General features: G+C 68.6%; 11 protein-coding genes. 8 read left to right on the top strand and 3 right to left on the bottom strand.

Going from position 1 to position 13,242, the window contains the following annotated elements; translation table 11 throughout:
* Nucleotides 1-15: 15 nt before the first annotated feature.
* The 5 genes from BM252_RS18220 to BM252_RS18200 all read left to right on the top strand — a co-directional run bounded on the left by BM252_RS18220 (nucleotide 16) and on the right by BM252_RS18200 (nucleotide 8,139).
* Nucleotides 16-1,098 carry a LacI family DNA-binding transcriptional regulator gene (locus tag BM252_RS18220; RefSeq protein WP_342742524.1) on the top strand — a complete coding sequence of 361 codons (1,083 nt, stop codon included), beginning with the start codon at nucleotides 16-18 and terminating at the stop codon, nucleotides 1,096-1,098.
* 337 nt (nucleotides 1,099-1,435) lie between these two features.
* The gene (locus BM252_RS18215; RefSeq protein WP_093389091.1) at nucleotides 1,436-3,730 is read left to right on the top strand and encodes a TonB-dependent receptor; all 2,295 of its coding nucleotides are present in this window, start codon (nucleotides 1,436-1,438) and stop codon (nucleotides 3,728-3,730) included.
* Between the two features lie 149 nt (nucleotides 3,731-3,879).
* Nucleotides 3,880-5,805, top strand: a complete 1,926-nt coding sequence (locus BM252_RS18210) for an alpha-amylase family glycosyl hydrolase (RefSeq protein WP_245774324.1) — start codon at nucleotides 3,880-3,882, stop codon at nucleotides 5,803-5,805.
* Nucleotides 5,802-6,755, top strand: a complete 954-nt coding sequence (locus BM252_RS18205) for a PfkB family carbohydrate kinase (RefSeq protein ID WP_093389089.1) — start codon at nucleotides 5,802-5,804, stop codon at nucleotides 6,753-6,755. Before BM252_RS18210 ends, BM252_RS18205 begins: the two co-directional genes overlap by 4 nt.
* A 13-nt stretch (nucleotides 6,756-6,768) precedes the next feature.
* Nucleotides 6,769-8,139, top strand: a complete 1,371-nt coding sequence (locus BM252_RS18200; protein WP_245774323.1) for an MFS transporter — start codon at nucleotides 6,769-6,771, stop codon at nucleotides 8,137-8,139.
* Nucleotides 8,140-8,184: 45 nt separating this feature from the next.
* On the opposite strand, the gene bfr is transcribed toward BM252_RS18200, so the two are convergent.
* On the bottom strand, nucleotides 8,185-8,655 hold the full coding sequence (gene bfr / locus BM252_RS18195) for a bacterioferritin (protein ID WP_093389088.1): 471 nt from the start codon (nucleotides 8,653-8,655) through the stop codon (nucleotides 8,185-8,187).
* Nucleotides 8,656-8,903: 248 nt separating this feature from the next.
* Here bfr and BM252_RS18190 point away from each other — a divergent pair, with 248 nt between their 5' ends.
* From BM252_RS18190 to BM252_RS18185, 3 genes are all read left to right on the top strand, one after another.
* Nucleotides 8,904-9,584 carry a Fe2+-dependent dioxygenase gene (locus BM252_RS18190; protein WP_093389087.1) on the top strand — a complete coding sequence of 227 codons (681 nt, stop codon included), beginning with the start codon at nucleotides 8,904-8,906 and terminating at the stop codon, nucleotides 9,582-9,584.
* Between the two features lie 101 nt (nucleotides 9,585-9,685).
* Nucleotides 9,686-9,883 (top strand): hypothetical protein, encoded by a 198-nt coding sequence (locus BM252_RS30280; RefSeq protein WP_139236597.1) that lies wholly within the window; start codon nucleotides 9,686-9,688, stop codon nucleotides 9,881-9,883.
* A gap of 36 nt (nucleotides 9,884-9,919) precedes the next feature.
* Nucleotides 9,920-10,231, top strand: a complete 312-nt coding sequence (locus BM252_RS18185; RefSeq protein WP_139236595.1) for a type II toxin-antitoxin system RelE/ParE family toxin — start codon at nucleotides 9,920-9,922, stop codon at nucleotides 10,229-10,231.
* 69 nt (nucleotides 10,232-10,300) lie between these two features.
* On the opposite strand, the gene BM252_RS18180 is transcribed toward BM252_RS18185, so the two are convergent.
* Complete coding sequence (locus tag BM252_RS18180; RefSeq protein WP_093389085.1) at nucleotides 10,301-12,859, bottom strand: EAL domain-containing protein; 2,559 nt, start codon at nucleotides 12,857-12,859, stop codon at nucleotides 10,301-10,303.
* Entirely contained in the window at nucleotides 12,859-13,233 is a 375-nt protein-coding gene (locus BM252_RS18175; RefSeq protein ID WP_093389084.1) for a response regulator, read from the bottom strand. Before BM252_RS18175 ends, BM252_RS18180 begins: the two co-directional genes overlap by 1 nt.
* Nucleotides 13,234-13,242 lie beyond the last annotated feature (9 nt).

Here is a 13,242-nt window from a genome sequence, read left to right as displayed (position 1 = left end):
CTTAGGAAGCGCAAGATGTCCAAAACCCCGCCGCCAAGCGCCGCCGGCGCCGTCCCACCCGCCGAGGCGGACGGCCCCAGCGGCCAACAGCAGCAACGCCTGCAGATGGCCGACATCGCCCGGCTGGCCGGGGTGTCCACCTCGACCGTGTCGCGCGCGCTGAGCGGCAGCAAGCTGGTCAACGACGAGACGCGCAGCCGCATCATGGAGCTGGCGCGCTCGCTCAAGTATTCGATCAACATCGGCGCGCAGAACCTGCGGCTCAAGCAGAACCGCACCGTCGGCGTGGTGGTGCCCTACGACTCGGGCACGCGGCAACACCTGTCCGACCCCTTCTTCCTCGGCATGCTGGGCAGTCTGGCCGACGCGCTCACCGAGCAGGGCTTCGACATGCTGGTGACCCGGGTCGACGCCGAGCAACTCGACGCCGCCGCCGCGCCCTTCGACAGCGGCCGGGTGATCGGCGTGGTGCTGATCGGCCAATGGCGCCACCACGAGCAGCTCAACCAACTGGCGGCGCGCCACGTGCCCATCGTGGTGTGGGGCGCCCAGCTGCCGCAGCAGCTGTACTGCACCATCGGCGGCGACAACCTGGCCGGCGGCCGCCTGGCCACCGCCCACCTGCTGGCGCAGGGCCGGCGCCGCATCGCCTTCCTCGGCGACATCGCCCTACCCGAGGTGGCGCAGCGCCACGCCGGCTATTGCGCCGCGCTGGCCGAGGCCGGCATCGGCGCCGATCCGGCGCTGTGCGTGGCGGTCTCCTTCCTGCCCGAGGGCGGCGGGCTGGGCGTGCGCGAGCTGGCCGCCCGCCACGCCGAGTACGACGCCATCTTCGCCTGCAGCGACCTGCTGGCGATGACCGCCATCAACACCCTGCGCCAGGACGGCGTCGCCGTGCCGCAGCGGGTGGCGGTGGTCGGCTACGACGACATCGAGCTGGCCAGCTATTTCCATCCGCCGTTGAGCACGGTGCGCCAGGCCATCCCGGCGGCCGGCCGCGCGCTGGTGGCGGCCCTGCTGGCGCTGGTCGACGGCCGCCCGGCGCCGTCGCAGCAGCTGGCGACCGAATTGGTCGTGCGCGCCAGCAGCACCGCCTGAGGGCGGGGCGCGCCCGCGCCCCGCGCCGACCAATTGCAACCGTTTGCAATAAATCCTCATCCGATACCACACTTTTTGTGCTGCGACGCAGCATTAAGTGTTCCATTAGGCAACTTTAAAGTCGTATCGACGGCATTACTCCTATGAAGTGCCCTTTGTGGCTGTGTAAGTAATGCATGCTGCGGCGCGTTAATGCAATCGATTGCAAAGAATTCAATTTCGAGGAATAATGGCGCACCTGCTCAAGCAATCGGCAACCGGCGCCAAGAATCCGGATCGATGCCTTGGGTCCCTGACAGCCGCCCCGATGCGGCGCACCACACACTTGGAGGAGACTATGGATACACGTAACGTCAAACTGAGCGGCATCGCCGCCGCCGTCGCACTGGCCGTTCTGCAGATGGGCGCCGCCCACGCCCAGCAGGCCGGCGCCGCCGGCGACAACAAGACCGACGGTCTGAACCTGGAGCGGGTGGTGGTCACCGGCACCACCGGCGGCTCGTCGAAGATGAAATCCAGCGTCTCGGTCAGCACGATGGAGCTGGACGCCATCCAGCAGGGCGCGCCGACCAGCGCCGCCGAGGTGCTGCGCTCGGTGCCGGGCCTGCGCTCGGAGTCCTCGGGCGGCGAGGGCAACGCCAACATCACCGTGCGCGGCGTGCCGATCTCGGCCGGCGGCTCGCGCTATGTGCAGCTGCAGGAGGACGGCCTGCCGGTGCTGCAGTCGGGCGACTTCAACTTCATCACGCCGGACAGCTACGTCAAGATCGACGGCAGCCTCGACCATCTGGAAGTGGTGCGCGGCGGCTCCGCCTCCACCCTGGCCAGCAACTCGCCGGGCGGCATCGTCAACTTCATCAGCAAGACCGGCGCGGAGCGGGGCGGCCACATCGGCATCAGCCGCGGCCTGGGCTACGACGAGACGCGCTACGACTTCGACTACGGCGCGCCGATCTCCGACAAGACCCGCTTCTTCATCGGCGGCCACTACCGCAGCGGCGAGGGCATCCGCAAGACCGGCCTGTCGAGCGCGGACGGCGGCCAGATCCGCGGCAACATCACGCACGAGCTCGACAACGGCTTCATCCGCCTGTCCTTCAAACACCTCGACGACAAGTCGCCCAGCGCGCTGCCGGTGCCGGTGCAGGTGGTCAACCGCGAGGTGCGCGAGATCGCCGGCATCGACCCGCGCAAGGTCACCTTCTACTCGCCGCACTGGGTGCGCGACGTGGTGCTCGACAAGAACAACAACCACGTCTCGACCAACGTCAACGACGGTTTGTCGGTGAAGAGCGACGCCGTCGGCCTGGAGGCTTCGTTCGACCTCGGTTCGGGCTGGACGCTGAGCGACAAGTTCCGCAAGGCCAGCAACAGCGGCCGCTTCGCCGGCGTCTTCGCCGCCAACAACGGCACGCTGGGCAACTACGTGTTCGCCACCGGGCCGAACAAGGGCCAGGCCTACAACGGCCGCGCCTTCTCCGCCGTGGTGTTCAACACCTCGATCGACGACGCCGGCAACACGCTCAACGACGCCAAGCTGGCCAAGACCTTCGCCCTGGCCGACGGCGCCAAGCTGACCACCACCGCCGGCCTGTACTCGTCGATCCAAAAACTGGGCCTGACCTGGAACTTCAACGAGTACCTGATGCAGGCCAGCGGTGACAAGCCGGCCCTGCTGCAAACGGCCAGCGCCACGCCCGGCCTGGTCGGCCCGGCCTTCGGCGGCTGCTGCTCGCGCGCCGTCGACATGGAATACAAGCTGACCTCGCCGTATCTGGCGCTGGCCTGGGAGCAGGGCGCGCTGAACCTGGACGCCAGCGTGCGCCAGGACCGCCAGCGCGCCAGCGGCACCGCCAACATCGCCACCGGCGGCCTGCGCTACGACCCGGCCACCCAGCAGTTGGTCGACTACGAGATGAACCACAACTCCTACTCGGTCGGCGGCAACTACAAGATCGACCGCAACTTGGCCGTGTTCGCCCGCGTCAGCGACGGGGTCGCCTTCAACGCCGACCGCATCCTGTTCGGCACCCCGCTCGACGGCAGCGCGCCGATCAACATCAACACGGTCAAGCAGATCGAGGGCGGCGTGAAGTGGCGCAGCGGTGGCGTCAGCACCTTCGCCACGCTGTTCCAAGCCAAGACCGACGAGAGCAACTACGAGGCCACCACCCAGCGCAGCACCTCCAACAAGTACGACGCCAAGGGTATCGAGCTGGAGGCGGCCTACAGCGCCGGCGACTTCCGCGTCAACGGCGGCCTGACCTACACCAAGGCCAAGATCACCGGCACCGCGCCGGGCGACGTGGCGGTGATCGGCAACACCCCACGGCGCCAAGCCAAGGTGGTCTACCAGATCGCGCCAAGCTACACCTGGAACGACGCCACCTTCGGCGCCAGCATCGTCGGCACCGGCAAGTCCTGGGCCGACGACGCCCACACCATCAACATGCCGGCCTACCAAGTGGTCAACGCCTTCCTCAACTACCAGTTGAACGCCAAGGCACTGTTGTCGCTGACCGCCAACAACCTGTTCGACAAGATCGGCTACACCGAGGTCGAGGGCGACGGCCACGCCGCCCGCTCGATCACCGGCCGCGCCGTCAAGCTCAGCCTGAGCTACGCCTTCTGACGAGCCACCGGGTCAGACCCTCGGGTCTGACCCTACCGGCGTTTCGATTCTTGCCACGACCCGACTAGCCAACGCAGCAAGGGTCAGACCCAAGGGTCTGACCCTGCATTTCCGCGCCACTGACTTCACTTTGCATTACGACGCCCCCAATGACCACAACCCCAACCCCTGTTGAACGCATGCTGGCCGTGCTGCCCGAACCCCTGCGCGCGGTGGCGGCACAACGCCTGGCCGGCGCCGAGCCGGTGCTGCGCCAGCGCTTGGCCGGCCTGTACGGCGAACGCGCCGACTTCCTGCCCTGGCTGGGCGAGCTGATGGAAAATATCGGCCGCCTGCACGCGGCGCGGCCGGCGGCGCTGCACCAACAGGACGCGCTGCGCGCGGCGCAACCGGACTGGTTCCTCGGCCAGCAGATGCTCGGCTATTGCGCCTATGTGCAGCGCTTCGGCGGCACGCTGAACGGCGTCGGCGAGCGCATCGCCCATTTGCAGGAGCTGGGCGTCAGCTATCTGCACCTGCTGCCCTTCCTGCGCCCGCGCGCCGGCGAGAACGACGGCGGCTTCGCCGTCGCCAACTTCGACCAGGTCGACCCCGCGCTGGGCAGCAACGCCGACCTGGAGGCGCTGACCGCGCGGCTGCGCGGCGCCGGCATCAGCCTGTGCTCCGACTTCATCCTCAACCACGTCGCCGACGACCACGCCTGGGCGCAGGGCGCGCGCGCCGGCGACCCGGCGTTGCGCGCGATGTTCCACGTCTTCCCCGACCGCGCGCTGCCGGACCGCTACGAGCAGACCTTGGGCCAGGTGTTTCCGCAGGCGGCGCCGGGCAACTTCAGCCACGTCGAGGAACTCGGCGGCTGGGTCTGGACCACCTTCTACCCCTACCAGTGGGACCTGAACTACGCCAACCCGGCGGTGTTCGCCGAGATGGCGGCGGCCCTGCTACGGCTGGCCAATCGCGGCATCGAGGTGTTCCGCCTCGACTCCACCGCCTTCCTGTGGAAGCGCGAGGGGACCAATTGCATGAACCAGCCGGAGGCGCACGCGCTGCTGCAGGCGCTGCGCGCCGTGGTGGCCATCGCCGCGCCGGGCGTGCTGCTGAAGGCCGAGGCGATCGTGCCGACGCGCCAGCTGCCGGCCTACTTCGGTAGCGCGGCCGCGCCGGAATGCCACATCGCCTACCACAGCAGCCTGATGGCGGCCGGCTGGGCCGCGCTGGCCGAGCAGGACGCCGGCCTGCTGCGCCAAGTGATCGCCGCCACGCCGGCGCTGCCGCCGGCCGCCAGCTGGCTCAGCTACGTGCGCTGCCACGACGACATCGGCTGGAACGTGCTGCGCGACGAGGCCGGCGCGGCCGACGATCCGACTGCGGCGGCGGCGCGGCTGGCGCGCATCGCCCGCTTCTTCAGCGGCGCCGACGGCAGCTACGCGGCCGGCGCCGCCTTCCAGAGCAGCGACCCGCACGCGGCGCACGGCAGCAACGGCATGGCCGCCTCGCTGGCCGGGTTGGAGACGGCGCGCGACGCCGAGCAACGCGCCGCCGCGCGGCGCCGCCTGCTGCTGCTGCACGGCCTGGCGCTGAGCTTCGGCGCGCTGCCGGTGCTGTACATGGGCGACGAGCTGGCGCAGCAAAACGACTACAGCTACACCACGCGGCCGCAGCACGCGATGGACAGCCGCTGGCTGCAGCGGCCCGAGTTCGACCTGCAACGCTGGGCCGGCCGCGACGATCCGCACAGCGAGGCGGGCCAGGTCTACGCCGCGCTGCGCCAACTGGTGCGGCTGCGCCGGCGCCTGCCCGAGCTGGCGGCCGGCGCGCCGCTGGCGCAGCAGCGCAGCGGCGACCCGGCGCTGCTGGCGCTGGCGCGCGGCGCGCGCTTCCTGGCACTGTTCAATTTCTCCGCGCAGCCGCGCGGCATGGCGCTGGACGGCCGCTGGACGGTACTGCAGGACGATCGCGTCATTGAATCGAGTGTCACGCTGGAGCCGTATGGCATGCTATGGCTGGCCCGCACTGACGACGCAGTGTCCCCGCAGATCCCCTCCATGGCGGCAACGCAAGGAACCACGGCATGAACCCACAGCACTCCATCGCGGTATTCGGCGAGGCCCTGGTCGACGACTTCGGCACCGAGCAGGTGGTCGGCGGCGCACCCTTCAACCTGGCGCGCAACCTGGCCGCCTTCGGCATGGCGCCGCTGATGATCACCCGCATCGGCCGCGACGGCAACGGCGCCAAGGTGCTGGCCGAGTTCGAACGCTTCGGCATGCGTGTCGACGGCGTGCAGAGCGACCTGAGCGAGCCGACCGGCCGCGTCGTCGTCGAGCGCGAAGCCGGCGGCGGCGGCCACCGCTTCATCATCCTGCCCGACCAGGCCTACGACCACATCGAGCCCGGCCCGGCGCTGGCGGCGCTGTGCGCGACGGCGCCGGCCATGCTGTACTTCGGCACGCTGGCGCAGCGCCGGCCGACCTCCTACGCCAGCCTGCAGGCGCTGCTGGCGACCACCCCGGCCAAGCGCTTCCTCGACCTGAACGTGCGCGAAGGGCAGGTGACCGAGCGCTGCGTCTACGAGTCGCTGCGCCAGGCCGACATCGTCAAGGTCAACGAGGAGGAGCTGAAGGACCTGTTCAACTGGTACACCCACACCAGCCCGGGCACCGACTCGATCGATTCCCCCGCGCTGCGCGCCGCCTGCGCCATGTTGATCCGCATCTTCGCGCTGGAGGGGCTGATCGTCACGCTCGGCCCGCGCGGCGCGGCCTGGTTCGGCGCCGACGGCGGCGTCGAACTCAGCCCGGGCAGCGCGACACCGCCGCCGCTGGTCGACACGGTCGGCGCCGGCGACGCCTTCGCCGCCGTGTTCTTGTACGGCCGCGCGCAGGACTGGCCGCTGGCGCTGACGCTGGCGCGCGCCAACGACTTCGCCGGCGCCGTCTGCGGCATCGCCGGCGCGGTGGCGCCGGAGTTGGCCTTCTACCAATCCTGGCTGGCGCGCTGGCAAGCCAGCGGCAGCCCGACCTGAACCGGAGCCCCTGATGGCAACGCACAAACCGCATCTGTCGTTCTGGCAGATCGTCAACATGAACATCGGCTTCTTCGGCATCCAGTTCAGCTTCGGACTGCAGCAGAGCAGCATGAGCCCGATCTACAAATACCTCGGCGCCGACGAGGCCAGCCTGCCCTACCTGTGGCTGGCCGGGCCGATGACCGGGCTGCTGGTGCAGCCGCTGATCGGCGCGCTGAGCGACCGCACGGTGACGCGCTGGGGCCGGCGCACGCCGTACTTTCTCATCGGCGCCATCCTGTGCAGCCTGGGCCTGCTGGCCATGCCCTTCAGCCCGACCCTGTGGATGGCCGCCAGCCTGCTGTGGATACTCGACGCCGCCAACAACGTGACCATGGAGCCCTACCGCGCCTTCGTCAGCGACAAGCTGGCGCCGCGCCAGCACTCGCTCGGCTTCCTGACGCAGAGCGCCTTCACCGGCCTGGGGCAGACGCTGGCCTATCTGACGCCGTCGCTGCTGGTTTGGTTCGGCATGAACAAGGACGCCGTCAACGGCAGCCACATTCCGCACATCGTCATCGTGGCGTTCTTGATCGGCGCGGTGTTCTCGATCAGCAGCGTGCTGTGGACCTTGAAGACCACGCCCGAGCATCCGCTCGACGCGGACGAGCTGGCGGCCATCCGCGCCCGGCCGAGCGGCCTGGCGCACACCCTGGGCGACATCGTCGACGCGGTGCGCGAGATGCCGCCGACGATGAAGCAGCTGGCGCTGGTCAAGCTGTTCCAGTGGTACGCCATGTTCTGCTACTGGCAGTACATCATGCTGTCGCTGTCGACCACCATCTACGGCACCACCGAGCAGAGCTCGCAGGGCTTCCGCGACGCCGGCTTGTTGACCGGGCAGGTGGGCGCCTTCTACAACTTCGTCGCCTTCGTCGGCGCGCTGGCGCTGGTGCCGTTCACGCGCCGCTTCGGGCCGAAGGCGATGCACAGCGTCTGCCTGGCGCTGGCCGGCATCGGCATGCTGAGCATCCCGCTGATCCACACGCCGGCGCTGCTGTTCGTGCCGATGGTCGGCATCGGCCTGGCCTGGGCCAGCATCATGGGCAATCCGTACGTGATGCTGGCCGACTGCATCCCGCCCGAGCGCACCGGCGTCTACATGGGGATTTTCAACATGTTCATCGTCATCCCGATGATCATCCAGATCTTCACGCTGCCGCTGTACTACCGCAGCTGGCTGGGCGGCAATCCGGAGAACGTGATTCGCTTGGCGGGGGGATTGATGTTGTGTGGCGCGGTGGCCGTGTTGTTCGTCAAGCTGAGGGGGGCGGCGGCGGCGCCGGCGGCCAAGGTGAGAACACCCACCGGCGTAATTCTAGGGTCAGACCCTAGGGTCTGACCCTGGCTTGCTGCCGGTGGGTGGTTCGCCGCAGCGAGGTCCTGCTTATTCCGACATCTGGCTCTGCAGGTAGTTCTGCAGGCCGACTTTGCCGATCAGGTCGAGCTGCGTTTCCAGCCAGTCGATGTGCTCCTCGGTGTCTTCCAGGATCATCAGCAGCAGGTCGCGCGAGACGTAGTCGCCGGCCTTCTCGCTGGCGACGATGCCGTCCTTGACGGTGCTGTGGGCGCCGCGTTCCAGTTTCAGGTCGCAGGCCAGCATCTCTTCGGTCGATTCGCCCACCATCACCTTGTGCAGCGCCTGCACGTTCGGCAGGCCGTCGAGCATCAGGATGCGGTCGATCAGTTTGTCGGCGTGCTTCATCTCGCCGATCGATTCCTCGTACTCTTTTTTGGCCAGCTTGTCGAAGCCCCAGTGACGATACATGCGCGAGTGCAGGAAGTACTGGTTGATCGCGGTGAGTTCGTTGGTCAGCTGCGCGTTGAGCAGCTTGATGACGTCTTTGTCGCCCTTCATGGGAGGCTTTCTAAAATGGTGAAGAATTCCGCCATTCTGCCACGAAGCGGGGCGCGCGCGAAGCGGAAAAAGTGAGAAAAACGCCATAAAATCAAGGCAATGGCCTGGAATGAAAACCATTATCATCGTTGTGGCGTGGAATGAAACCCATTATCATTCCAGGGTGCCGGCGGAGCCCTTTCGCGCCCCGTCCACCGCGCGCGGCGCGCGGCAGAACCGCCCCGCGCGACGAAGAAAAAGGACCTTCCATGATGCTGCATATTCCCGGCGTGCTGACGCCGGCACAGGTAAGCGAATTCCGCCAACGTTTGGCCGCCAGCGACTGGGTCGACGGCCGTGTCACCGTCGGCGCGCAGGGCGCCCAAGTCAAGCGCAACCGCCAGTTGGCCGAGACCTCGCCGCTGGCCGTCGAGCTGGGCGAGATCATTACCCGCGCGCTGGCGGCCCACCCGCTGTTCTTCTCGGCCGTGCTGCCGCTGCGCATCCTGCCGCCCTACTTCAACAGCTACGCCGGCGGCGAGCACTACGGCTCGCACATCGACGGCGCCATCCGCAACCGCGCCGGCACGCCGCTGACGATCCGCTCGGACGTGTCGTCGACCTTGTTCCTCAGCGGCCCCGAGGAGTACGACGGCGGCGAGCTGGTGGTGATGGACTCCTACGGCGCGCACGAGGTCAAGCTGCCGGCCGGCGACCTGATCGTCTACCCCTCGAGCAGCGTGCACCGGGTCGAGCCGGTCACCCGCGGCGAGCGGGTCTGCTCGTTCATGTGGACCCAGAGCATGGTGCGCGACGACTGGAAGCGCGGCATGTTGTTCGAGCTGGACCAGAACATCCAGAAGCTGCGCGGCGCCCACGGCGACAGCGAGGCCACCGTCGGCCTGGCCGGCCACTACCACAACCTGTTGCGCATGTGGGCCGAGCTGTAAAACTGGTGTGATCGCCACGTCGTTGCGCCACGTCAACAAGGACGCAACACGACACTAGTACGCCCGGCTTGGATCTTTCCGGCCGGCGTATAATCGCCAGCATGGCAACGCGCAACCTCAAATCCATCGATCCGGCACTATTGCTGCCGACTCCCGAAGTTCCGGAAAGCTACGGTCCGCGGAACGATGAGGATCTGCGCGTCCATCAGCTGGTTCAGGAAGCCCTCGACGCCGGCCCGGGCAAGAAGTACGCCACGGTTGCGGACTTCATACAGGCCTTGGATACCCGTGTGCCTTGATGACGCCGCCGACTTGGTGCCGTGCTTAAGTTGGACATGTCCGCGCTCGCGGAAGACGACGCGGCTGAAGCGCTCGCCTACTACGCTGCAATTCCCCCCGCACTAAGAACCTCCTTTCGCGACAATCTCGGCGCTGCCTTGACGCTGTTGTGCGGCTTGCCCGGCATCGGTTCGCGGCGCTTTTCCTATCTCTTCCCGGGTATTGATCTGCGCACCTGGTCAATCGACCGTTTCCCGTTCCGCATTTTCTATGCCGTCGATGGCGAGTTCCTAAGAGTGTTTCGCGTCGAGCATGAAATGCGCAATGTCACGCCGGGCATGCTCGGCCAAGGTCGGCATGGCGCTTGACGGACTGCCAACGAGTCGAGATATCCACCGCATGGACAACAAGCAAGCTTAAGCAGGAAGCTGGGCCGCTCAGGCCGCTTCCGGCAGGGCGTCGCCGCCGTGCGGGCCGGGGCCGCCGCCGCACGGCGGGCGGTGGTGGCGGAAGGCCTGGCGGATGTTGTCGCGCAGCAGCGCGCCGTCCCAGGGCTTGGTGTAGAAGCGGTCGACCGCCCCGCTGTTGACCGCCGCCATCATCGAGGCCAGGTCGGCGTTGCCCGACAGGACGATGCGCACCGTGTCCGGATACATCGCCTTGACCTGGTCGAGGAAGGCGGCGCCGTCCAGTGTCGGCATGCACTGGTCGCACAGGATCACCTGCGCCTCGTGGCGCGCCAGCGCGTCGAAGCCCTCGGCGCCGGAGCGCGCCGTCTCGACGTGGTAGCCGTCGTCCTTGAACAGCTCGACCAGCATGCCGAGCATCAGCGGGTCGTCGTCGACGATCAGCAGCGTCTGGCGGCGCTCGTCGCAGGGCTCGGGCGGCGCCAGCCGGCGGCCCTGCAGCAGCAGCTCGCCGACCCGCTCGGCGTCGAGCGGCCGGCTGAAATAGTAGCCCTGGATCTGGTCGCAGTGGTGGCGCCGCAGGTAGCTCAGCTGGGCCGGCGTTTCGACGCCCTCGGCGACCACGTTCAGGTTCAGGCTGTGCGCCATGCTGATGATGGCGCGCACGATGGCGGCCGCGTCCGGGTTGCTGGTGACGTCGCGGATGAAGGCGATGTCGATCTTCAGCGTGTCGATGGGGAAGCGGCGCAGATAGGCCAGGCTGGAATAGCCGGTGCCGAAGTCGTCGATCGAGATCTTGACGTGCTGCCGCTTCAGGTTGCGCAGGCAGTCGATGGTGCGCGCCGTGTTGGCCATCAGCGAGGTCTCGGTCAGCTCCAGTTCGAGCAGCTCGGCCGGCACGGCGTTCTCGACCAGCGCCGCCAGCACCTCGGCGTCGAGGGCGCCCTCGACGAACTGGCGGCCCGAGACGTTGATCGACAGCGCCACCGCGCCGACCGGCGAGTCGAGCCAGCGGCGGATCTGCCGGCAGGCCGTGGCGATGACCCAGCTGCCGACCCGCACGATCAGACCGGTCTCCTCGAGCAGGGCGATGAACTCGCCCGGCGCCACCAGGCCGTGGCCGGGGCGCTGCCAGCGCAGCAGCGCCTCGAGGCCGGCGACGCGGCCGTCGCCCAGGCGCGCCTTGGGCTGGTAGTGCAGCACGAACTCGCCGTTCTCCAGCGCCGCGCGCAGCGCCGTCTCCAGCTCCAGGCGGGCCAGCACGGCGGCGTTCATCTGCGCGGTGAAGAAGCGGTAGGTGTCGCGGCCGGCGTGCTTGGCCTGGTACATCGCCGTGTCGGCGTACTTGATCAACTCGTCGGGGGTGTCGGCGTCGTCGGGGTGGATGGTGATGCCGATGCTGGCGCTGACGTTGACGGTGTGGCCGCGCAGCTCGAACGGCGCGCGCAGCGCCGCCAGGATCTTGTTGGCCACCTGGGCGGCGCCCTGCTGGCCCTCCGGCGTCACCAGGATCAGCGCGAACTCGTCGCCGCCGAGCCGGCCGACGGTGTCGCGCAGGCGCACGCACTGCACCAGCCGCTCGCTGAAGCGCACCAGCAGCTCGTCGCCGACCAGGTGGCCGAGGGTGTCGTTGACGTTCTTGAAGTGGTCGAGGTCGACGAACAGCACGGCGACCTGCCAGCCGTGCTCGCCGGCCAGCGCCAGGGTCTTCTTCAGCGTGTCGTAGAACAGCGTGCGGTTGGGCAGGCCGGTCAGCGCGTCGTGGTGGGCCTGGTGGTGCAGGCGCTGCTGCGCCAGCTTGCGCTCGGTGATGTCGCGCACCACGCCGACGATGATCCAGTCGGCGCCGCTGCGCAGCGCCTGGCGGTGCACCTCGACCTGCACCAGGCTGCCGTCCTTGCGGCGCAGCTCGGTCTCGTACAGCTCGGCGCCGCCGCGGCCGGCGATCATGGCGTCGTAGGCGCCCTCGTACTGGGCGCGGGTGCCGCCGCCGAGCGCCTCCGGGCCGACGGCGAGCAGCTCGGCGCGGCTGTAGCCGAGCATGCTGCAACTGGTGGCGTTGACCTCGACGAAGCGCATGCTGGCGCGGTCGATCAGCAGGATGGCGTCGGCGGTGGCGTCCATCGCGGTGCGGAAGCGCTGCAGGTCGGCGGTGCGGGCGCTGACCTGGCGCTGCAGCGCCGCGCTGTGCTGTTGCAGGTCGCCGTAGGCTTTCAGGCGCAGCAGGTTGCGCACCCGCAGCCACAGCTCGGCGCGGTCGACCGGCTTGCTGAGGAACTCCTCGGCGCCGGCGTCGAGGCCGGCCAGGCGGGCGCCGCGCTCGGTCAGCGCGGTGAGCATGATGATCGGGATGCGCGCGGTGGCGGCCTGCGACTTGAGCCGGCTGGCCACCTGGTAGCCGTCGAGGCCGGGCATCATCACGTCGAGCAGGATCAGATCGGGCGCGCTGCGCCGCACCGCCGCCAGCGCCTCCTCGCCGCTGGCGGCGTACTCGGTGCGGTAGCCGGTCGGGCGCAGCAGCAGGTCGAGCAGCTTGCGGTTCTTCGCCTCGTCGTCGACGATCAGGATGGTGGCGGCGGTGGCGTGCATCAGGTGCTCCTTGCGCCCAGCAGGGCGTCGATCAGCGCGTACAGCTCGCGGTAGCGCAGCGGTTTGGCGATGTAGCCGTCGCAGCCGGCGGCCAGGCTGCGCGCCCGGTCGTCCTTCATCGCCAGCGCGGTCAGCGCGATGACGGGGATGGCGGCGGTGGCCGGGTCGGCTTTGAGCAGGGCGGTGGCGGCCAGGCCGTCCATGCCGGGCAGCTGCAGGTCCATCAGGATCAGGCCGGGGCGTTCGGCGCGCGCCGCCGCCAGGCCGCTCTCGGCGTCGGCCGCCGCCAGCACCTGGTGGCCGGCGTTGCGCAGCAACAGCGCGGCCAGCTTCATGTTCGCCAGGTTGTCTTCGACGACGAGTATGGTGGCCATGGCGCCCCC

It is taken from the genome of Rugamonas rubra (assembly GCF_900114705.1).
Lineage (GTDB): Bacteria > Pseudomonadota > Gammaproteobacteria > Burkholderiales > Burkholderiaceae_D > Rugamonas > Rugamonas rubra.
This window is presented reverse-complemented; position numbering and strand designations above follow the sequence as displayed.